The sequence below is a fragment of the Micromonospora sp. RL09-050-HVF-A genome (assembly GCF_019374995.1).
Classification (GTDB): domain Bacteria; phylum Actinomycetota; class Actinomycetes; order Mycobacteriales; family Micromonosporaceae; genus Micromonospora; species Micromonospora antibiotica.
Window position 1 is genome coordinate 1,949,895 of the sequence record NZ_JAGKQP010000002.1, and the last position, 20,818, is coordinate 1,970,712.

17 protein-coding genes are annotated in these 20,818 nt (G+C 71.2%); 6 read left to right on the plus strand and 11 right to left on the minus strand.

The genetic code is table 11. From position 1 onward, the window contains the following. Positions 1 to 1,384 precede the first annotated feature (1,384 nt). A complete protein-coding gene (locus J7462_RS08460) occupies positions 1,385 to 2,038 on the minus strand; it encodes an NAD(P)-dependent oxidoreductase (protein WP_219463261.1) in 654 nt (217 codons plus the stop codon). Between the two features lie 136 nt (positions 2,039 to 2,174). Here J7462_RS08460 and J7462_RS08465 point away from each other — a divergent pair, with 136 nt between their 5' ends. The 5 genes from J7462_RS08465 to J7462_RS08485 all read left to right on the plus strand — a co-directional run bounded on the left by J7462_RS08465 (position 2,175) and on the right by J7462_RS08485 (position 8,306). Then, positions 2,175 to 2,564 carry a helix-turn-helix domain-containing protein gene (locus J7462_RS08465; RefSeq protein ID WP_307799254.1) on the plus strand — a complete coding sequence of 130 codons (390 nt, stop codon included), beginning with the start codon at positions 2,175 to 2,177 and terminating at the stop codon, positions 2,562 to 2,564. A gap of 287 nt (positions 2,565 to 2,851) precedes the next feature. Beyond that, entirely contained in the window at positions 2,852 to 4,486 is a 1,635-nt protein-coding gene (locus J7462_RS08470) for an FAD-binding protein (RefSeq protein ID WP_208567535.1), read from the plus strand. Beyond that, positions 4,483 to 5,229 (plus strand): SDR family NAD(P)-dependent oxidoreductase, encoded by a 747-nt coding sequence (locus J7462_RS08475; RefSeq protein WP_219463262.1) that lies wholly within the window; start codon positions 4,483 to 4,485, stop codon positions 5,227 to 5,229. The genes J7462_RS08470 and J7462_RS08475 overlap by 4 nt, the downstream gene beginning before the upstream one ends. Before the next feature lie 239 nt (positions 5,230 to 5,468). Then, entirely contained in the window at positions 5,469 to 6,731 is a 1,263-nt protein-coding gene (locus J7462_RS33220) for a helix-turn-helix transcriptional regulator (protein ID WP_219463264.1), read from the plus strand. Between the two features lie 90 nt (positions 6,732 to 6,821). Beyond that, entirely contained in the window at positions 6,822 to 8,306 is a 1,485-nt protein-coding gene (locus J7462_RS08485) for an MFS transporter (RefSeq protein ID WP_219463266.1), read from the plus strand. Between the two features lie 27 nt (positions 8,307 to 8,333). On the opposite strand, the gene J7462_RS08490 is transcribed toward J7462_RS08485, so the two are convergent. The 4 genes from J7462_RS08490 to J7462_RS08505 form a co-directional block, all read right to left on the minus strand. Beyond that, positions 8,334 to 9,278, minus strand: a complete 945-nt coding sequence (locus tag J7462_RS08490) for a hypothetical protein (RefSeq protein ID WP_219463267.1) — start codon at positions 9,276 to 9,278, stop codon at positions 8,334 to 8,336. A gap of 71 nt (positions 9,279 to 9,349) precedes the next feature. Then, positions 9,350 to 10,723: a glycoside hydrolase family 43 protein gene (locus J7462_RS08495; RefSeq protein WP_219463269.1), complete on the minus strand. Its 1,374-nt coding sequence runs from the start codon at positions 10,721 to 10,723 to the stop codon at positions 9,350 to 9,352. Between the two features lie 284 nt (positions 10,724 to 11,007). Then, positions 11,008 to 11,442, minus strand: a complete 435-nt coding sequence (locus J7462_RS32915) for a cold shock domain-containing protein (protein WP_308291102.1) — start codon at positions 11,440 to 11,442, stop codon at positions 11,008 to 11,010. Between the two features lie 316 nt (positions 11,443 to 11,758). Continuing rightward, positions 11,759 to 12,091: a helix-turn-helix domain-containing protein gene (locus J7462_RS08505; protein ID WP_307799255.1), complete on the minus strand. Its 333-nt coding sequence runs from the start codon at positions 12,089 to 12,091 to the stop codon at positions 11,759 to 11,761. A gap of 640 nt (positions 12,092 to 12,731) precedes the next feature. On the opposite strand from J7462_RS08505, the gene J7462_RS08510 reads away from it, so the two are divergent. After that, the gene (locus J7462_RS08510) at positions 12,732 to 13,628 is read left to right on the plus strand and encodes an NAD(P)-binding domain-containing protein (RefSeq protein WP_219463273.1); all 897 of its coding nucleotides are present in this window, start codon (positions 12,732 to 12,734) and stop codon (positions 13,626 to 13,628) included. Between the two features lie 85 nt (positions 13,629 to 13,713). Here the strand turns inward: J7462_RS08510 and J7462_RS08515 are convergent, their stop codons facing one another. From J7462_RS08515 to J7462_RS08540, 6 genes are all read right to left on the minus strand, one after another. Next, complete coding sequence (locus J7462_RS08515; RefSeq protein ID WP_219463275.1) at positions 13,714 to 14,793, minus strand: cellulose binding domain-containing protein; 1,080 nt, start codon at positions 14,791 to 14,793, stop codon at positions 13,714 to 13,716. Positions 14,794 to 14,915: 122 nt separating this feature from the next. Next, the gene (locus tag J7462_RS08520) at positions 14,916 to 15,788 is read right to left on the minus strand and encodes a sugar phosphate isomerase/epimerase (RefSeq protein WP_219463277.1); all 873 of its coding nucleotides are present in this window, start codon (positions 15,786 to 15,788) and stop codon (positions 14,916 to 14,918) included. A 5-nt stretch (positions 15,789 to 15,793) separates the two neighbouring features. Beyond that, positions 15,794 to 16,981 carry an ABC transporter substrate-binding protein gene (locus J7462_RS08525; RefSeq protein WP_308290820.1) on the minus strand — a complete coding sequence of 396 codons (1,188 nt, stop codon included), beginning with the start codon at positions 16,979 to 16,981 and terminating at the stop codon, positions 15,794 to 15,796. 12 nt (positions 16,982 to 16,993) lie between these two features. Further along, a complete protein-coding gene (locus J7462_RS08530) occupies positions 16,994 to 17,977 on the minus strand; it encodes an ABC transporter permease (protein ID WP_219463278.1) in 984 nt (327 codons plus the stop codon). A 2-nt stretch (positions 17,978 to 17,979) separates the two neighbouring features. Further along, positions 17,980 to 18,954 (minus strand): ABC transporter permease, encoded by a 975-nt coding sequence (locus J7462_RS08535; protein ID WP_219463281.1) that lies wholly within the window; start codon positions 18,952 to 18,954, stop codon positions 17,980 to 17,982. After that, a complete protein-coding gene (locus J7462_RS08540) occupies positions 18,951 to 20,474 on the minus strand; it encodes a sugar ABC transporter ATP-binding protein (protein ID WP_219463283.1) in 1,524 nt (507 codons plus the stop codon). The genes J7462_RS08535 and J7462_RS08540 overlap by 4 nt, the downstream gene beginning before the upstream one ends. Positions 20,475 to 20,818: the final 344 nt, after the last annotated feature.

A 20,818-nucleotide genomic window follows, 5' to 3' on the forward strand; every position in this document is an offset into this window, starting at 1 on the left:
ATCGAGAGAGGTGCTTCGATCCGCTCCGCCAACGACCCGTCCAGAGTCGATCAGTGATCGATTGCCTTCAACCCCTAGATTTCCCCTAGAATCGTCAACTCTCCGTTTAATCGATGTTTATCGGCAACGCATTCTGCTCCCTTTTCGGTCACCTCCCCGCGCTGGACCCGGCCGACCCAGCGCCGCCGCCGCAGCGTGCGACGACAGGCGGCAACTGACCGGTCGCCACCTGACGAACCCGGCCGCGCCGGGCGGCGATGCCGATCCAAAAGGGCCGCCGTAGTGCACTTTCCGGCCGGCGCGACTCTGGGCGGCGGCGGGGCCGGCACCCGCCCGGCCACACCGGCGGGGCGGCCGCCGCCACATCGACCACGGGCACCGGAGCACCGATACGCATGCTGATCAGAACCGGACTCGTATTGTTTCGTCATCGGCTGGCCAGTGGCGTACGACACCAGGACCCTGCGGCGCGCAATTACCACGCTGGGAAAATGCTCGAAAGTGGATCAGCGGCCACCGACAATGGGGGTGGCGGCGGAAACAAGACCGTTCCCCGGCGGAAACAATTCACCGCGCCGGCGTCGATGCTCCGGGAGAACGCGAACAATCAGAGAGGGAAAGCACGCCACCGGTCGTGGACGCAGCGGACGACCGGCGCGGAAACAGGGCACGCGACCGGCACGACGATCCGACGCGCGCCCGGCCCTCCGCGCAGCAGGACGGGGGCTGCCCGCGCGGGGCCACGCCCCGGCGAGCAGAACGGGCCAACTCCGGGCGACGAGCGACCGGGTCCGGGGCACGGCGGACGGTCGATCCGAGGAGACCCGGGGTCACGTACCCCACGCGCGGGATACCTCCGGCGGGCCAGCGGCCAGCGGCCAGCGGCCAGCGGCCAGCGAATCTACCCTCCAGCCATGGGCGGACCGCTGTGCCGTGCCGAATGCCAGAGCCGGGACCAGGAACCAGGCGCGGCGGCGGCCGAGGCGGTGGATGTCGGCGGTGCCGTTGGCCGCGGCCGGCGGTTTCCCAGCCGCAGGCCCGGTAGCCGGGCACTCCGGTCGACCCGCCGCCCTGTCATGCTGCGGCCGCCGCCACCGGCTACCCCTCGCACCGGGGGCCGGTGGCGGAGGCCGCAGCCGGCCCGGGCTTCAGTCCTGTGCCGGCACAGGGGTGGGTCCGTCGTGGACGGTCGACCCCGGTCACGGGACCCCCGGGCCACCCGCCCGGTCGGCTGCCGCGCCCATTGCGGGCAGCCGACCGGGCGGGTTCCGGCCCGCGTCCAGGCGGCCGGGCGGGCGACGCCCCGCGCCGGCTACCACTCGTGCCGGCCCGGACGCGGCGTTCCGGGCCGACGGTCAGGACGCGGTGTGCTCCGCGCCGGAGCTCAGTAGGCGACGGCGAAGTGCGTGCGCGGGTGTGCGCCCTGCTCGGCCTCGTCGAGGACGGCGATGGCGAAGTCGCGGTAGGAGATGCGGCTGGCACCGTCGGCGTCGGCAAGCATGCCGGTGTCGCCCGCGCGGTACGCCCCGGTCCGCTCGCCCTCCGGGTCGAACTCCATCGCCGGCACCACCACCGACCACTCGACCGTCGCCGGCGCCTCCCGCAGCACGTCGAGCGCCGCCGCGTGGGCCTTGGCGAAGTCCTGGAACTGCGCCGGGAAGCCGGGGGTGTCCATGACCCGGACGCCGGGCGCGGCGTCGAGGTAGGCCGACAGGCCGATGGCGACCAGGCGGCCCCCGCCGGTCTCGGCGACGGCGTTGACGAGCGCGCCGGCGGCGGCGGTGAAGAACGTCGCCATGTTGTCCCCGGCACCGGGGGCGACCGCGTTCACCACCGCGCCCGCGCCCTTGACCAGGGCGGCGACCTGCGACTGGTCGGTGACGTCGCCGGCGACCACCTCGACGCCGGAGCCGGAGAGGTCGGCGTACCGGGTGGTGTCCCGGACGACCGCGACGACCTCGTGCCCACGGCTGGCGGCCTCGGCCACGATCGCCCTGCCCGCCTTGCCGCCTGCGCCGAACACTACGATCTTGGTCACTGGTCGTCCCTCTCTCGCGATGCCGATGTTCCGGTTTGCCGCCCACGCGTACGGGCTGTACGGCTGCGAACGGCGCCGGCGTGCCACGGTAACGAGCACCGAGGTTTCTTCCGGGAAACCTCGTTAGGCTGGATCGGTGACGGACTCCACCTCGCGCTTCGATCCGGTCTGCCCGTCCGGCATCGCGCCGATCCACATCGGCGACAAGTGGACGGCGATGGTGATCTCCCTGTTGGCCGAGGGACCGATGCGGTACTCCGACATCCGGGCGCAGATCGGCCCGGTCACGGCGAAGGTGCTGACGGCGGCGCTCCGCGGCCTGGAACGGGACGGCTTCGTCGCCCGGATGGAGCAGCCCGGCCCGCCGCGCAGCGTCCACTATGGCCTGACCGAGCTGGGTCGGACCCTGCTGCCCGCCATCGAGCTGGCCGTCCAGTGGGCGCACGACCACCTCGGCGCGATGCTCGACGCGCAGGAGGCATACGACCGCGAACATGCCCGACAGGGCCGGGTGGAACTGCGCTGATCAGGCATTTCTGCATTGATTCGGGGTGCCGGCCGGATAGCTCAGCGCATCCATTACCGTCGACTCAGGTGATCCAGGACACAATTTCCCTAGGGGAGATCTAGGGGTTCTGGCGAGCGCTTCGACCGTTGGCTGCGGCGAAATTCCCATAGTAAGGTTACGGTCCGTTCGACAGGTGGCGAGCGCATCGCCGCGCGCCCCCATTGACGTTTCTTCGCCGGGCCTCGACGCATCGGGCGCGGTGTCCACCCCACATTCACTCAATTCCAGGGGGAAGCTTGTCCCGGTTGAGCCGTAGGCGGTTGATGTCCGGTGTCGGCACCGTCATCGCCGGCGCAGGTGCGAGCACGCTGATCGGCGACCACGTGGTCGCCGCGCCCGCCCAGGTCGACAGCCTGGCCGGTGGGCAGAAGACTCCCGGGCCGGTGACGATCGGCCCCACCGACCGCCGTTACGCCGACGCCCTCCAGCGCGGGTTCAACCGCCGCTTCGTGGGCAGCCCGGAGGCGGTGCGGATCGTCAGTACCACCAAGCAGGTCGTCGCCGCGGTGCAGGCGGCCGTGACGGCCGGCAAGAAGGTCGTGGTCCGCAGCGGCGGGCACTGCCTGGAGAACTTCGTCGACGACCCGGCGGCGAAGGTCGTCATCGACCTGGTCGAGATGCGCTCGGTCACCTTCGACACCACCCGTAACGCCTTCTGCGTGCAGGGCGGGGTCACCCTCGGCGACCTGTACCGGCGGCTGGACTGGGGGTGGGGCGTCACCGTCCCCGGTGGCTCCTGCCAGAGCGTCGGCATCGGCGGGCACGCCACCGGCGGCGGGTTCGGCATGCTGTCCCGGCAGCACGGCATCGTCGCCGACTACATCGACGCGGTCGAGGTCGTCATCGTCGACGCGACCGGCACGGCGAAGTCCGTCGTGGCAACCCGGGCCACCGGGGACCCGAACCGCGAGCTGTGGTGGGCACACACCGGCGGCGGGGGCGGCAACTTCGGCATCGTCACCCGGTTCTGGCTGCGCAGCGCCACGGCCACCGGCACCAACCCGAGCACGCTGCTGCCGACGCCGCCCGGTGCGGTCGCCAACACCATCCTCACCTGGAACTGGGCCGACGTGTCCCGGGCGGACTTCGTCCGGATCATGGCCAACTACGGCACCTGGCACGAGCTGAACAGCGCCCCCGGGGCCACCGGCACCAAGCTGTTCTCCGCGCTGACCGCCAACCGCAGCGAGTACGGCCGGCTGTCGGTCGTCGCCCAGGTCGACCCTACGGTCAGCGGCAACAACACGCTGCGCAGCTCCTACGTCAGCGCGATCACCGCGGGCGTCACCGCGACGCCGACGATCCTCGACACCGGCACCCGGCCGTGGCTGACCACCACGCTGAACCTGCCGACCACGGCCGCCGCGTTCGGCATCACCGGCCCACTGCGCTCCAAGAGCAAGGGTGGCCTGCTCAAGCAGCGCTACACCGACGCCCAGGCGGGGCGGGTGTTCGACCGGCTCACGGCGAGCGGCTACACCAACCCGGCGTCCGGCCTGACGCTGCTGTCGTACGGCGGGGCGATCAACGCCACCGCTCCCACCGCAACGGCGACGGCGCACCGCTCGTCGGTGATGGCCGCGTCGTTCACCAGCTACTGGGACGACCCGAGCGCCGACGCGACGAACATCGACTGGCTGCGCGGGCTCTACCGGGACGTGTACGCCGAGACCGGTGGGGTGCCGGCGCCGGACGCCCGCAACGAGGGGTCCTACATCAACTGGCCCGACATCGACTTCCTCGACAGCACCCAGAACACCTCCGGCGTGTCGTGGTCGACGCTGTTCTACGGCGACAACTACCCGCGCCTGCAACTGGCCAAGGCGGCCTACGACCCGCTCAACGTGTTCAGCCACGTCCTGGGCGTGGCGGCTCCGTGACCGGACAGGTCCTGGTGGTCACTGCGGGTGCCGGTGGGATCGGCTCCGCAGTGGCCCACCGCTTCCGGTCCCGGGGTTGGCAAGTGGTGATCGTGGACCGTGACGCCGGGCGGGGGCGCGCGGTGGCCGGCGGGTGCGACGGGCTGTTCGTGCACACCGACGCGACCACCATGGCCGGCTGCCAGGAGTACGTCGAGGCGACCCTGACCCGGCACGGGACACTGGACCTGCTGCACCTCAACGTGGGCGTGCTCGCCGGCACGGCGGTCGGCGACGGGTTCGACCCGCAGGCGTACCAGTCGATGATGCGGACCAACGTCGACTCCGTCGTGTTCGGCGTGCAGGCCGCGTACGCGCCGATGCGGGCGCACGGCGGTGGCGCGGTGCTGGTCACGGCCAGCACCACCGGGGTGCGTCCGTCGCCGGACGCCCTGTACTCGGCGAGCAAGCACGCGGTGGTCGGGCTGGCCCGGTCCCTCGCGGGCCCGCTCGGGCAGGTGAACATCCGGATCAACGCGCTCTGCCCGGGCGCGGTGGACACCCCGATGCTCGCCGACCGGCGCGACGCGCTGGTGCGTGCGGGTGTCGGGTTGGTGACACCGGAGGAGGTGGCCGCCGCCGCCGAGCAGGCGCACACGGCGGGACGTACCGGCGAGGCGTGGATCGTCAACGCCGGGCACCCGGTCGCCCCGCATCCGTTCACGGAGGTCGTCATCGCGGGAGAGGAACGGATCTCCCGCTGACGGCCGTACCGCCGGCACGTCCCGGTAAAGATCAGTGCCGGTAAAGATCAGCGGTCGAACAGACAGGAGTGCTTTCATAGGGGCCGGTCACGCAATTCGGAACGACTTGCACGGCAGGGGGACCAATGATAACCGAACCCTTATTCGGCGATTACCCGGAAGAGTTCCCGGGGACGTGGTTGCGGCCCGATGTCGATTCCGCGCGACGGCCGATCAGGCAGGTCGTTGGTTACGACCGGGTGTTCCGGAGAATCGAGGCGAGCCTCGAACCGCTCGCCGGCCACCCCGAGGCACGTGAATCCGACCGGTGGAAGTCGCTGGTGCTGGCCTCCTGCGATTTCCCCGGCGCCCTCGACCGGCTCACCGACCTCTATCCCTGCGGTGAGGCCCGGCACGGCACGTCCCTTGAGGACATGAGCCGCGAGCAGTTGATGACCCTCGGGTTGGTCAACGCGATGACCGCCACCTGGCCCGGCCTGGACCACGTCACCATGGCCCGTGACTACCTGGAGAACCAGGACGCCCAGATCCCCACCGGCGTCGAGTGGCTGGTGAGTTGCGCGATCCGCATCCTGCTGCTGTCCGGGGATCCGAACGCCGCCGCCTGCGCGGCGGCGGCCCGGCAGCGTCTCGGCGGGCAGAACCCGATCGGTTGGCGGGCCCGGCTCACCAGCCTGCACGCCGTCTGCGCGCTGCTCGACGGCGACGTGCAGGGCGGCGTCGAGTGGGGTGAGCAGGCGCTGCGGATGATGCAGCCGAGGCGTTGGGCGCACCGGATCGGTGAGCCGCTGGCCACCGTGGTCCTGGGCAACCTGGCCCTGGGCCGGATCGGCGCGGCGGTGCACCACCTGCGTACCACCCCGTCGGCGTTGATGGACGAGTCCAGCTACAGCCTCTGGTACCGGCACGGCTTCGGGCACTTCTGTCTGGGCACCGGTGACCCACGCGGCGCGGTGACCCGGTTCATGAGCTGCGGGCGGAGCATGGCCGAGTGGGGCATGGCGCTGGAGCACCTCTTCCCGTGGCGGCTGGCGGCGGCGGCCGGCTACCAGATGCTCGGCGAGCAGGACGTCGCCGTACACCTGGTGGATGCGGCGTTGCAGGCCCGCGGCGACGAGATACGGGCCCGGGCCATGCAGACCACGGACAGCGTCGGGGTGGTCTTCGGCGGTGCCCGCGAGGCGATCCTCACGACGCTGGAGCGGTTCTCGTCGAGCCCCGACTTCTTCCTGATCCTGCGCCGGTTGCAGACCGAACCGCTCGACTTCGGACGCGGGGACTACGCTACCGTCACGGTGCTGGAGCGGCGTCCGCCGGCGTTCCTGTCGACGCTCACCGACAGCGAGTTGAAGGTCGCCACACTGGCCGGCCGGGGCAAGCAGAACAAGATGATCGCCCGGGATCTCAGCATCACGATCAGCACGGTGGAGCAGCACCTGACCCATGTGTACAAGAAGCTCGGCATCGGCAACCGCAAGGAACTCCGCCTGATCATGGGCTGACCCACCGCGTCGCCGGGGCGACGCCCTCCCGACCTGATCGCCCTCACCACGGACCCCGGACGCCGGGGCCCACACCTCTAACGGAACCTCATGTCTAGTCACCTCTCCGCACCGGATTCCGCCGGGGCGCAGGAGCACCGGGGCCGGCCGACCCGCCGGGCACAGGTCCACGCGGTGGCCGTGCTGCTGGCCACCACGGTCCTCCCGCTGACCATCACCGGGGCGTCGGTCGCGTTGCCCGGCATCCAACACGACCTCCAGACCAGCACCGTCGCCGCGCAGTGGGTGGTCAACGCCTACAACGCGACGTTCGCCGCGTTCCTCGTGCTGGGCGGCGCGGTCACCGACCGGTGGAGCCCCTACCGGGTGTTCCTGTCGGGGGTGGCGGTCTTCGCGGTCGCCTCCGCCGCTTCGGCGTTCGCACCGACGGTGCTGGTGCTGAACCTGACCCGCGCCGTCACGGGCGTCGGCGCGGCGGCCACCGTGACCGGCGGGGTGGCGCTGCTGTCGGTCGTGTTGACCGGCCGGGCGCAGGCCCGCGCCTTCGGCCTGCTGGGCACCCTGCTCGGCGTGGGGTTGGCGTTCGGACCGCAGCTCAGCGGCGTGGCGTTGGAGACGCTGGGGTGGCAGGCCGTGTTCGGGGTACCCGCCGCGGTGGGCGTGCTGGTGATCGGTCTCGCCCTGGCCGCCCGCCCGCCCGCCGCCGCACGCCGGACGTCGGCCCACCCGCCGTTCGACTGGGCCGGGGCGCTGCTGTTCACCGGGGCCTCGCTGATCGGCATCGCGACCCTGGTGGAGGCGCCCCGGCTCGGGGCGACGCATCCGCTGCTGTGGGGCGGGGCGGCCCTGTCCGCCGTGCTGCTGCTGTCGTTCGTCGGTGTGGAGCGTCGGGTGGCGCACCCGGTGACCGACCTGACGCTGCTGCGCAATCCCCGGTACACGGCGATCGCGATCACCGCGGGCACCCTGATGGTGGTGCTGGTGCCGATCCTGGTCTACCTGCCGTCGTACCTGATCAACGTGGTGGGCCTGTCCCCCACCGAGGCGGGCGCCTGGATGCTGGTGCTCACCGCCCCGACGATCGCGTTGCCGCCGGTGGGCGGCATCCTGATCAGGAGCGTCGGGATGACCCCGGTCCTGGTCACGTCGGTGGTGCTCTGCGGGCTCGGCGCGCTGGGGCTGGTGACCCTGTCGCCGGGCAGCACGTTGCCCACCATGGCGCTGCCCCTGCTCGCCATCGGGGCGGGGGCCGGACTGCCCTCCGGTCACATCGACCGGCTCGCCGTCTCCGAGGCGGACGAGAGCCGACGGGGGGCGGCGGCCGGGCTGTTCAACACCATCCGACTCTCCACCGAGAACGTGAGCATCGCGGCGGCCGGGGCGTTCATCGCCGCCGCGAGCCCCGTCGGCCTGCGCGGACGGCACTTCACCGACGCGCTGCACACGGTGGCGCTGGTGCTGGCGGCGGTAGCGATCGCCGTCGCGATGCTGCTCGTGGTCGTCGACCGTCGGGCCCGGGGCGCGGCCCGGGTGGCACACGCCCCGGGCCCGGTACGGTCGGCAGTGAGCGAGTAGCCCGGGCGGCGGCCGGTGGGCCGTCGCTCAGCCCAGGCTGATCACCGGTCGGGTCAGGGTCTCGTCGGCGTACCCGTCGTCGGAGGCGAGCCACCGGCCGAAGTCCCCGTCCCGGTAGGCCGTCGCGAGGGTCAGCCAGCCCAGGAAGAAGCCGCTACCGCCGCAGGTGACGACACCGCCGTCACCGCCGCACACCACCGTCGGTTCGGTCGTCACCTCGTACCGGTAGGAGTCCTGACCGATCGCCAACCCCCACAGGTTCGGCGTGCGGTGCACCCCGGTCACCTGCTCGACCGGGTAGCCGTCGTCGGGGGTGTCGTCGCCCCAGCGGAACAGGGTGGTCGCGCCCGCGCCGCAGGCCCACTCCCACTCGTCCGGGCTGGTGGTCCGCAGGCCGAGGTCGGTGAGGGCGGCCATCGCCTCGTCGTGGTCGAACTCCTCGACCAGCACCGCGCGGGTCACCCGGCCGGTCGAGTCCAGCTCGACGGTCAGCCCGTCGGCGGAGCTCACCGTGCCCGCCCCGTCGCTCCGGCGGCCGAGGGACGCGACGAGTTCACCGACCCGGGGGTCGTCCGGCGGCACCGGCATCTCGCCGGGTTCGAACGCCTCCACCGCGACCAGCATCGCCGGCAGGTCGACGTCGCGCACGGGCGAGGTCATCGCGTCGAGGTGCTCGGTCAGCGGCGGCAGGCCGTACTCCTCGGCGCTGTCGGCGTAGCTGGCCGCCTGGGCCGCGCCGGGGTGGAACCGGGCCGCGTCGTAGCCGAGCGTCGGCCGACCGCCGGGTACCAGCGCGAACCGCAGCCCGCCCCGGTCGAACACCGCCGTGCGGTGCCGGCGTCCCGCGTAGGTGGTGTCCCGTAGGCCCACCACGGTCAGGTCGTGCCGTGCCGCGATCTCCCGGGCCAGTCGGCCGGCGGCCTCCTCGGACCGGTCGTTCCACTGGTCGACACGGAGTTCGGCGTACGACATCGGGCCAGGATAGGGCCGGACGCGCCGGCACCGACGGGCGGGTTCGGCGTCCGTCGGTGTGCCGGGTGTGGTCAGTAGCCGATCCGGAAGGTGGCGTCCTGCCGGTCGGTGGCCGGTGAGCTGCTGGTGAGCGGGTCGATGCGCAGCAGGTAGTCGTAGTGGCGCAGGTAACGGTCGGGGAAGTTGTACGACCGGAACGACGTCCACGACGAGTCGGCGAGGCCGGCCGTGCGGTAGAACGTGGCGTCGCCCCGGAACGCGCTGGTGCCGTCGTTGGCCGCCAACCGGATCGTGTAGTCGTAGTGGCGCAGGTACCGGTCGGGGTAGTTCACCGAGCGGAACGACACCCCGGCCGGGTCGGCCAGGCCGGGCACCAGGGTCCACAGCTGGTCCTGGTACGGCTCGAACGGGTACGGGTCGATGCGCGCGACGTTGTTGCCGTGCCGCAGGTAGCGGTCGGGGAAGTTGTACGACTTGATCCGGTTCCAGGTGGGCAGCCCCCAGGCGGCGGTGAGCGCGGTCAGCTCGGCCGAGGTCACCGGGGCGATCCCGGGGTGCTTGGAGTTCAGCGGCTGGGTGTACGCCCGGTCGTTGAGCAGGCTCCACGTGCCGCCTGCCACGTTGCTGGTCTGCCAGCAGAAGAACCGGCCGTTGGGGCTCCACGTGTCGCCCCACAGGTACCAGGTGTTCGCGGTGTGGGACTTGACGATCTGCGGGGCCTCGACGCCCCGACCGGGGCTGACGGCGGCGGTGTGGATGCTGAAGCTGCCCGGGTTGAGGGTGGTGGAGCGGGTGCCGAGCAGGGTGCTGTTGGTGTTGTTCTTGAAGTACATGTAGTTGACCCCGTTGACGGTGACGAAGCTGCCGTCGATGGCGTCGTAGCCGGGGTCGAAGAACGTCTGCGGGGCGGAGGCGGTCACGAAGTCGCTGGTGTAGTTCACCATCAGCACGTTGCGGCCGCCGGTGACGGCGGAGTAGACCACGGCGTACTGCCCGCGCCCGGCGTCCCAGTACGCCTCGGGCGCCCAGGCGTGGGTGGCCAGCGAGTGCACCTTGAGCAGCCGGTAGCCGGTGAAGGTGCGCAGGTCGGCCGAGTCCCAGACGTGCAGGTACTGGCTCTGGTAGTTCCAGTCGGTGCCGTTGAGGTCGGTGGCGAGCACCACGAAGCCGCCGTTCTGCTTGCGCAGGACGAACGGGTCGCGCAGGCCACGGCTGCCCAGCGTCGGGGTGGCGACGGGGCGGTTCTGGTTGAGCGGGGTCCAGTTCAGGCCGTCGCTGCTGACGGCGAGGTGCAGCCCGTAGTTGGCGGCGGTCATGCTCGGCGACTCGGTGAAGTACGCCATGACGTAACCGTCCCCGGGGGCGGCGGACGCGGTCGCGGGGCGCAGCAGGGTCGCCCCGGCCAGGGCGGCACCGGTGGCGGACAGGAGGGTGCGACGCTTCAACTGATCACCTCGGGTGGCGGGCGGCAGGGCGGCACTGACCCTCGTACGTTATCGCTAACATCGATGACGTCAAGTGTTAACACGAGCCGGAGCAGCCTGCGCAGGTTGCCGCCCACCGGACCCACGGGGGCAGGTTGCCGTCGGAGACACCGGCAGCCTCGACGGCGGAGAGCCCGTCGAGGCGGCACGGGTGCAGAGTCCGTGCGATCGATCCGTGGTCGAGGCTGCGGCGGGGCCCGGCCCCCGCCGCAGCCGTGGCGACGACGGGCCGGCCGCCGGCGGAGTCAGTCCTCCAGCCACCCGTGCGAGCGGGCGAACTGGGTGAGGTGCTGCCGGATCTGGCTGATCTGGCCACCGGTGAGCGTCGGGACCTGCTCCACCAGGAGATCGGTGATGTCGGCGCGGAAGGCGGCGGCGGTCAGCACGTCGCACTCGTCGTCGTCGGCGCGGTCGGCCGGCACGCCCGTCGCGGCCGGCACGCTGCGCGCGACGGTCGCGCGCGGTGTCACCGGGCCCGGGTTGAGCAGCCGCGCGTAGAGCGCCTTGACCCCCCGGTTCCCCTCCACCGACTCGAACTCCACCCGCATGCCCGGGGCCACGTTCGGCCGCTGATCGCCGAAGTCGTTCGCGTGGACGAAGACATCCTCGCCACCGCCCTCCGGGCTGATGAAGCCGTACCCCTTCACGTCGTCGAAGCTGAGAATCGTTCCGACCGCCACCGCGACCACCACCCCAATAACAGGAACCACCAGAACAGGAAAAAACCACCGCATCGGATGCCACCGCAAGGGTACCGCCCCCGAAGCGACACCCATGGTAAGCGACGGGTGCCCGATCTGGGGGCACCGAGCCGCCGGGACGCGGCCCGCACCGAGCCGCCGCGTGCGTCCCGCACCGAGTTACCGCGTGTGGCCCGCACCGAGCCGCCGCGTGCGGCCCGCCTGCCGCCGCGCGGGCGGCGACGGGACGCGGTCACCCGGGACGACGGTGGCGGTGGCGGCGGGCGGAGCCGCCCGACGCATTCCCCGCCCAAAATCAATTGTCGCCGGGCACGGGCACGGCCCGCTCCGGCAGATGTTCCCGGCCCCATGCCCCCAGGGGCTTGAGCGCCTGATTCAGCGCCTGACCGCGATCGGTGAGTGAGTATTGCACCCGCAGCGGCAGGCCCGGGGAGGTCTCCCGGTGGACGATGCCGTCGGCTTCCAACTCGCGCAGATGCTGGAACAACACCTTTTCGCTCACTCCGATGAGCCTTCTCAGCTCACCGAACCGTCGGTGCCGGTCGCTGAGGGCCCACAGGATCACGACCTTCCACTTGCCACTGATCACCTCGATCGCGGCGTCGAGTCCGCAATGCGTCGGCCGCACCCTGACACTCAATTCGCCCACTCCCCGAACGGCCGGGACGCCTTCCCCACGCGCTCCGGTGTGCCGCAGAGTCTAGCGCGCGAGGTCGCCCGGTCCCCCGTTTCGTGGGACGCCCGCCACAGGTGATCCCGGCTGCGGCGGGGGCACCCGTCATGGCCGGGGCCAGGTGCACCCGAGCCCACGGCACCAACCGTCGGGCCGACGCACGGCACGGGTCCACCCCAGTCCGGTCGCCGTCGGAATTGACTCCTGATGATCTCGAAAGTTCGCACGACGGGGGCACGGTGTGCGTCTGCTCCGGTGTCCCGGAATGCGGGCCGATTCCGGCCCCGCGCCTGGCGGCTACACCTGGTCGGCTGCCCTTTTCCGCGATCACGGAAAGGCCGGCACCACCCGACGGGCCCGGCGTCCGGAAACCCCATTCCAGCCACCCCGGGCTGGGGGAACGGCCATCGTCCGCGGCCGGCTCCGCCGGGTGGGGTGATCGGCGACCGCTCACATACCTTGCAGTAAGTGGTTGAGGGCTCATCTGCCCGCGTCTAGGCTCACCACTGTCGAATCGGCGGCGGCACCTGCTTTCTGTGTGCCGGCACCTAATCCCTTTCCTGCCTTTTCAGGAACACAGAGGAGCGTGACACCGGTGTCCGGTGACAATGGCGTACGCGTGTCGGTCGTCGGCCTTGGAATGATGGGTTCGGCCCTGGCGGGCGCATATCTCAGGGCCGGCCACCCCACGACGGTGTGGAACCGCTCCGCCAGCAGGGCGGACCCGCTTGTCGAGCAGGGCGCGCGCCGCGCGGACACGATCGCCGACGCGGTCGCCGCGAGCGACCTCCTGGTGGTCTGCGTGGTCGACTACCGGGCCCTGTACGAGATCTTCGAACCGGTGCGGGAGGCACTCGACGGCAAGACCATCGTCAACCTCACCTCCGGGGTGCCGCAGGACGCCCGGGGGGCCGCGCGGTGGGCGCAGTCCCTGGGGGCGAGCTACCTCGACGGTTGCCTCCTGACGGTGCCGCCGGCCGTCGGGCTCCCCCAGACCCTGCTGTTCTACGGCGGCCCGGCGGAGGTCTTCGACACGTACGAGTCGACCCTGAAGGTCCTCGGCGGCAACAGCGTCCTCCTGGGTGCGGACCCGGGGGTCGCCAGTCTCTACGACCTGTCGCTGCTGGGCATCCTCTGGTCGTCGCTCGCCGGCGCGCTGCACGGCTTCGCGATGCTCACCGCCGAGGGCGTCCCCGCGGCGGCGCTGACGCCGTTCGTCGGGTCCTGGATCACCCACGTGGTGCTGCCCAGCATCACGGGTGCCGCCCGGCAGGTCGACGCGGGCCGGTACGCCACCGACATCTCCACGGTGGGCCTGAACGCGGCCGGTCTGGCCAAGCTGGTGGAGGCCAGCAGGGGCCAGGGAATCCGGCCGGACGTGATGGTCCCGATCCGGGACATGCTCCGGGAGCGGGCCGGCAGCGGGCACGGCGACGAGGCGCTGGCCAGCATGATCGAGGTCATCAGGAGGCCCCGGGCCACCGCGTCGTGATCCGCCCACCCGGCCTGCACCCGCCCGACCTCCGGTCCGTCGTACGCCCACCGTGGCGGGGGTACGACGGACCGGAGGTGACGGGCTAGCGGATGGTGAAGGTCAGCGGGTTCGAGATGCCGACACCGCCGTGGGAGTCGTGGACCCGCACGGTGAAGGTCGACGACGTGCCGGCGGACAGGGGCACCTGGAACTGGTAGCGCTGCCCGCTGTTGGTGGGCGTCACGGCCAGCTTGGTCGTGCCGAGATACAACTCCACCCGACTGACGGGGTCCCCGGCGTCGGCGTCGGTGGCGTCGGCGACCAGGGTGACCGTCGTGGGTTCGAGGAAGTACGTCTGCCCACCGGGGGTGCTCAGCGCCACCGCCGGCGGGTGGTTGGTGCCGGAGGACGGGGGCGTGACGACCGTGACCAGCAGCGGAGGCGCACCACCGGACAGCGACTGGTCGGTGCCGGCCGAGACGTTGAGCACGTAGGTCGTGCTGCTCCCGGGGGCGCCGGTCGGGGGTGTCCACTGTGCGTCGAACCGGTCGCCGGTCGTCCGCACACCCTGGGCCACCGTGACGCCGTTGACCCGGAACGACACCCCGGTGATGTAGTGGCCGCCGCCCACGGTCGCGGTCGCGGCCAGCGGGACGGGGCCCGGTGCGGTGTAGACCGCGCCGACGGTCGGACTGACCCAGTTGACGTACGCCGGGTAGTCGGCGACCGGCGGCGAGGTGGTCGGCCCGGCCGTCGTCCTGCTGGGCAGGACCCCGCCGGTGCAGGCGACGCCGTTGAGCGTGAACGCCGCCGGCACGGGGTTGCTACCGAACCAGGCACCGACGAAACCGATGTTCGCGGCGCCGTTGGTGCCCAGGGTCGCGTTCCAGTTGAGGTTGGTCGCGCTGACCTGCTGGCCGGACTGGGCCCAGGTGGCGCTCCAGCCCTGGGCGAACTGCTGGTCGACAGCGGGGAACGCGAACCGCAGCGTCCAGCCGTTGACCGGCTCGCCCAGGTTGGTGACCGCGACGTCGGCGTGGAAGCCGCCGGTCCACTGGCTGGTGACGACGTAGTCCACCCGGCAACCGGCAGCCGCGTTCGCCGCACTGGCGTGCGAGACCGCAGCCATCATCGCGACGATGGCAACAACGACGGCGGCCACAGCCGTCAGCGACTTACGCATGGCACCCCTCGCCCATAGATCGTTAATCATCGATAAGTATGACGACTGTCCTGCCGTTCGGTCCTGCTGTCAAGGCACTCCGGCAGTCCTGCCGCCGGCAGGACATCAGCGCATTCACCGCATCAGCCCGCAGCGACGCGAGGGCCGGCGACGACCCCCCGTAGGTAGCGCAGACCGTCCGTGGCGAGCCGGTCCTGCGACGGGGCCAACGGACGCCAGATCGCCGCGGCGGTGGCGATGGTCTCGTTCTCCGCCGTGAACGACTCGATGCAGACCGCACCCCGGTAACCGGTCTGCCCCAGCACCGCGAAGAAGCGCGGCCAGTCGAAGTGGTCCGCCCCGGGTGAGCCCCGGTGGGTGCCGCTGACCTGGACGTGCTTGATGTACGGGCCGGCAGCGGCGAGGGCCGCGTACGGATCGGACTCCTCGATGTTCATGTGATAGGTGTCGATCATGATGCCGACGCTCGACGGCAGTCCATCGATCAGCTCGACCGTCTGCGCCACGGTGTTGACCACGCTGGTCTCGTAGCGGTTCAACGCCTCCACCCCGATGCTCACGCCACATTCACCGGCCTGCTCGGCCACCGGCGACAGGGCCCGCCGGAACTCCGCATAGCAGTCCGCCCGGGCCGCCGGTGACATCCGCCAGGTGCGCCCGACCGAGGCGTACACCGGACCACCGACGCAGGGGGCGCCGACGGCCGCCGCAGCCGCCACGCACCCCCGCAGGTACGCGACGGTCGACGCCACGACCGCCGGGGACGCGTTCACCAGGTCCCGCCCCGGCGGGGTGACCGCACAGACGCCGGCCGCGACGAGGCCGTGCGCGGCCAGCAGGTCCCGGGTCCGCACCGGGTCCCAGTCGCCGGGCTGCTCGATCGGCAACTCGACCGCGTCGAAGCCGAACGCGGCGATCCGGGGGATCAGCTCGGCGAGGGCGTCGTCGTCGACGGGCGACGCCCACACCCAGGGGTTGACGCCGACGGCGTACACCGGGCCTACTTCCAGCGCTGCGGGTAACCGGGCAGGTCGGTGCAGCCGCACATCGCGTAGTGCAGCGGCGGCATGTCCGCGTCGAGGTACCGGTCCAGGTTGTCCTGGGTGATGGTCGGCTGGGGCAGCTTCCACGGGCTGGGCACCTGCTGGCCGTCGAGGATCCGCAACGCCGCGATGATCGGGGTACGCCACTGGTAGGTCGGGTAGGTCGGCGCGATCGCGGTGAGGTTCTTGTCCTTCCACACCTTCAGGAAGTCGAGCTGGTCCTCGCCGTTGATCGGCGGCACCGGCTTGCCCGCGTCCTGGAACGCCTCGACCGCGGCGACGGCGACCGCACCCGCGTCCATCCAGACACCGTCGATGGTGCCGTACCGCTGGAGGTAGTCGTCGACGATCTTCTTGGTCTTGGCCGGGTCACCGTCGGTGAACTCCACCCCCACCACGTCGACCTTCGCCTTGTCGAACGCCACCTTCGCGGCCGACCAGCGGGTCTCTAGGACGTCGACCCCGGGCAGGATGCGCAGGGCGAGGACCTTGCCGCCGGGCTTCATCTTCTGGCTGACGAACTCGGCGCCGGCGTGACCGAAGCCGTACCCACCGATGGGGTTGATGAACGTCACCGGGCACTTCGTGTTGACCCCACGGTCGAAGACGATCACCGGCAGGCCGGCCTTGCAGGCCGCCTCGACCGCCGGGGTGAGCGTGGCGGTGGTGTTCGGCGAGACGATCAGCGCGTCACAGCCCTTGCCGAGCAGATCGTTGATGTCGGCGATCTGCTTCTGGTCCTTGCCCTCGGCGTCGACGTGCACGAACTCCTTGATGCGGCTCTTCTGTGCCTCCACCTCGGCCTGCATCGTCTTGAACCCGACCTGCCGCCACGGGTTGTTCAGCGCGGCGTTCGAGAAGCAGATCTTGTGCGGACCAGCCTTCTTGAACGTCGCCGTGTCCACCATGGTCGGGTTGAGCATCTGCTCCCACGGCTTGTCCGCCGGCCCGGTCGGGGTCGCACCGAGCAACGCCAACTCGGCGTCGTAGTCGGCCTGGACGAAGAACTTCGACTGTTCCCCGGTCCCCGACCCGGCGGCCGAGGAGGAGGAACCGCCCGACGGGCCCGCGCCCGGTTCGTCGGTGGCGCAGGCGGTGAGGGACAGCAGGGTGACGGCGGCCAGCGCCGCCATGCAACGTCGCACTATGGATTCCCCTTATCGTGACGAAGAACGGGTTGCCGAAACCGCCACGGCGAGCAGGATGATCGCGCCCTGGACGGTGGACCGGAGGGCGCCGGAGACGCCGTAGAAGTTCATCAGGGCGAACAGCAGTTCGAGGGTCAGCGCGCCGAGCATCGCGCCGACGACCGAGCCGCGGCCCCCGCCCAGCGCGACGCCGCCGAGGACGACCGCGGTGATCGCCCCGAACTCCAGGCCCGCGCCGGCCTGGAACGACACCCCGCTGTAGCCACCCAGCAGGATCGCCGCCACGGCCGCCGCCAGCCCGCTGAGGATGAAGGCGACGGTCCGGGTACGCCAGACCCGTACCCCGCTCAGCTGCGCGGTGCGCGGATTGTCCCCGACGGCGACCAGGGTCCGACCGAAGTCCGACCGCATCAACGCCACCGCGAGCACCGCGACGACCACCAGGACCAGCAGCGCATACGGCACCCGACCGAGCAGCGGCACGTCCTCGATCGCCCGCCGGCCGAACCGCCGGAACTCCTCGGAGAGGCCACCCTTCGGTGCGCCGTCGGACCACAGGTAGACCGCGCCGACCAGGATCAGGAACATGCCCAGGGTGGTGATGAACGACGGCACCCGCAGGCGGGTCGTGATCAGGCCGTTGACCAGCCCGACCAGCGCGCCGAAGGCGAGCAGGAGCAGCACCACCGGCCAGGTCCGGGCCGGGTCGCTGTCGATCAGCCGGGCTGCGACCACCACCTGCGCGGTGACCAACGAGCCGACGGAGAGGTCGAACTCGCCGGAGACGATCACGAAGTACTGCCCGGCGGCGAGCAGGATGACCGGCGCCGAACGGCCGAGGAAGGACATCAACGACGGCGGGTCGAGGAAACTGGGCTGCCGGATGCCGACGAGCACCAGCAGCACCGCGAGGATCGCCAGGATCGGCAGCACCCCGCCGGGGCGGAGCCGGACGCGGCGCAGGGACAGCGGACGACGCTGGACGATCTGCATGGTCAGGACGCCGCCTTTCGCAGGGCCCGACGGGCGTAGACGGCGACCGCGGCGATGATGATGACGCCCCTGATCACCTGCTTGAAGAAGGCGTCCACCTCGAGCTGGTTGAAGATCGCATCGATGCTGGCCAGCAGCAGCACTCCCCCGACCGTGCCGACCACACCGCCGCGTCCACCGGCCAGCGCGGTCCCGCCGATCACCACCGCGGCGATCGACTCCAGGTCGTAGAGGCCCTCGGTGCCCACCCGGGGTGCGCCCGAGCCGAGCCGACTGGCCAGGTAGACCCCGGCGAGCCCGGCACACAACGAGCACAGCACGTGGGCGGCGACCAGGACCCGGTCGTTGCGGACGCCGGAGAGCCGGGCGACCTCCGGATCGCCGCCGACGGCGACCAGATGGTGACCGAACCGGGTCCGGGACAGCACGAACCAGGCGGCCCCGGTCACGGCGAGCAACAACAGGAACGACAGCGGCACCGGGCCGACCCGCTGATAGCCGAGGGACTGCACGAGGCCGGGTGAGGTGGCGCCGGCCGGACCGTCATAGTTGCTGTCGAGATACCCCTTGAGCAGCAACCCGACGCCGAGCGTGGCGATGAACGCGTTGATCCGCAGCCTGGTCACCAGCAGCCCGTTGAACAACCCGACACCAGCGCTGACCGCGAGCGCCAAGCCGACCGCCGGCAGCAGCGCCCCGTCGCTGCCGTTCATCGTCTCGGCCGCGACGAGGGTGCTCAGACTGATCACATACGCCACGGAGAGGTCGAGCGACCCACCGAGAATGACAAGCGTCTGACCGACGGCGACGAACCCGAGACCGGCGGCCACGTGCAGCAGGCTGACCGTCGTGGACTGGTTGAACAGCTGACCGCCGTCGACCAGGACGACCAGCCAACCGATCGCGAGGGTGAGGGTCAGGGCCACGAACACGCCCGGCACCCGACGTCGCACCGGCAACAGCGACAGGACGCTCACTGATCGGTCTCCGTTCGCGACTGCGGGGCGTGGCCGACGGCAAGGGCCACGACGTCCTCCTCGGTGGCGGCGGCGGGCAGTTCGCCGGCGATCCGGCCGTCGCGCATGACGACGATCCGGTCGCTCATCCCCAGCAACTCGGGCAGGTCCGAGGAGATCATCAGGACGGCCGCGCCGTCGCGGGCGAGGCGGCGGACGAGGTCGTGGATGGCCGACTTGGCACCCACGTCGATGCCCCGGGTCGGCTCGTCGAAGAGCAGGACCTGCGGGTCGAGCGCGAGCCAGCGGGCCAGCACGACCTTCTGCTGGTTGCCCCCCGACAGGAAGCGGATCTCCTGGTCGTCACCGGCGGCACGGACCTCGACGGTGGCGAGCAGTTCCCGCACGCGTCGGGTGCGGGCGGCACGGCCGGAACGGGCCGCGCCGACGGCCCGGGTGGCGAGCAGCGCGTTGTCGAGCACCGACTGCCGGGGCACGATCCCCTCGCCCTTGCGGTCCTCGGTGACGTAGACGATGCCGGCCCGCATCGCGCTACGGGGTGAGCGCAGCCGGACCGGCCGGCCGTCCAGGGTCACCTCGCCGGTGGTGAACGGGGTGACGCCGAAGAGCGCCCGGGCCAGCGCGGACCGTCCGGAGCCCTGTAGGCCGCCGACGCCGAGCACCTCGCCGGCCCGCAGCTGAAGGTCGACGGCGTGCAGTTTCCGGTTGCCCGCGTCGCGGACGGCCAGCCGTACCGGCCCGAGGTCGTCGGAGGTGGCCCGGTCGGGGTAGTAGCTGGACAGCTCCCGGCCGACCATGTGCCGGACCAGGTCGTCGGTGTTGGTGTCGGCGGTGTTCACGGTGGTGACCCGGCGGCCGTCCTTGAGCACGGTGATCCGCCCGGACAGGTCGAAGACCTCGGTGAGCCGGTGCGAGACGTAGAGCAGGCCGATGCCCCGCTGCTGGAGTCGGCGCACCAACCCGTAGAGCAGTTCCACCTCGTGGTCGGCCAGCGCCGCGGTGGGCTCGTCCATGATGAGCACCCGGGCGTCCAGGGCGAGCGCCTTGGCGATCTCGACGACCTGCTGCTGGGCGACGCCGAGCCCGCCGACCATGGCGTCGGGCGCGAGGGTGGTCTCGCCGATCGAGGCGAGCAGCTGGCCGGTGCGCTCGCGCATCGCCCGACGGTCCACCAGTCCCCGGCGTACCGGCTCGTGTCCCAGGTGGACGTTCTCCGCGACGGTACGGTCCGGGAGCAGGTTGAACTCCTGGTGGATGATGCCGATCCCGGCCCGCTGGGCGTCGCGCGGGCCACGGAAGACCTGCGGTGCGCCGTCCACCTCGACGGTGCCCCCGTCGGGGGCGTACCCGCCCGAGACGATCTTCATGAGGGTGGACTTCCCGGCGCCGTTCTCGCCGACGACGGCGTGCACCTCACCGGGCGCGACGTCGAGGTCGACGCCGTCGAGGACGCGTACCCCGAGGAAGGACTTCCTGATGCCCCGCAGGGTGAGCAGCGACGCCGGTGGCGGATCTGGCATTCCGGGAACCCTCACAGAAAGTAGTCATCGACGTGGTCCGCGCCCCGCCGCCGGATCGTGCGGAGGGCTGGTTGGGCCGGCTTTTGCCTGCTGCCGCAGGTGCTTACGTCTCGACGACGCAAACTTTCCTTGACATCGACGAAACATCACACGTATGAAGATAGATGTTTCGATGCGTGTCCACAATCCTCCTCCCGACGCAATTCCCAGGCCGACCCCTTCCACTCGGCACCGAAGCCGGGTCGCAGCACCCCCGGGCGACCACCGTCAACCCGTCGAAACATCGAACCTCTTCGAAGCCATTGACACGTATCGATGACTGAACCATCCTGACGTCGCGGCCC

Coding starts and splice junctions, on each gene's coding strand:
- J7462_RS08485 (WP_219463266.1), top strand. CDS start 6,822: ATGTCTAGTCACCTCTCCGCACCGGATTCCGCCGGGGCGCAGGAGCAC.
- J7462_RS08490 (WP_219463267.1), bottom strand. CDS start 9,278: ATGTCGTACGCCGAACTCCGTGTCGACCAGTGGAACGACCGGTCCGAG.
- J7462_RS08515 (WP_219463275.1), bottom strand. CDS start 14,793: ATGCGTAAGTCGCTGACGGCTGTGGCCGCCGTCGTTGTTGCCATCGTC.
- J7462_RS08530 (WP_219463278.1), bottom strand. CDS start 17,977: ATGCAGATCGTCCAGCGTCGTCCGCTGTCCCTGCGCCGCGTCCGGCTC.
- J7462_RS08540 (WP_219463283.1), bottom strand. CDS start 20,474: ATGCCAGATCCGCCACCGGCGTCGCTGCTCACCCTGCGGGGCATCAGG.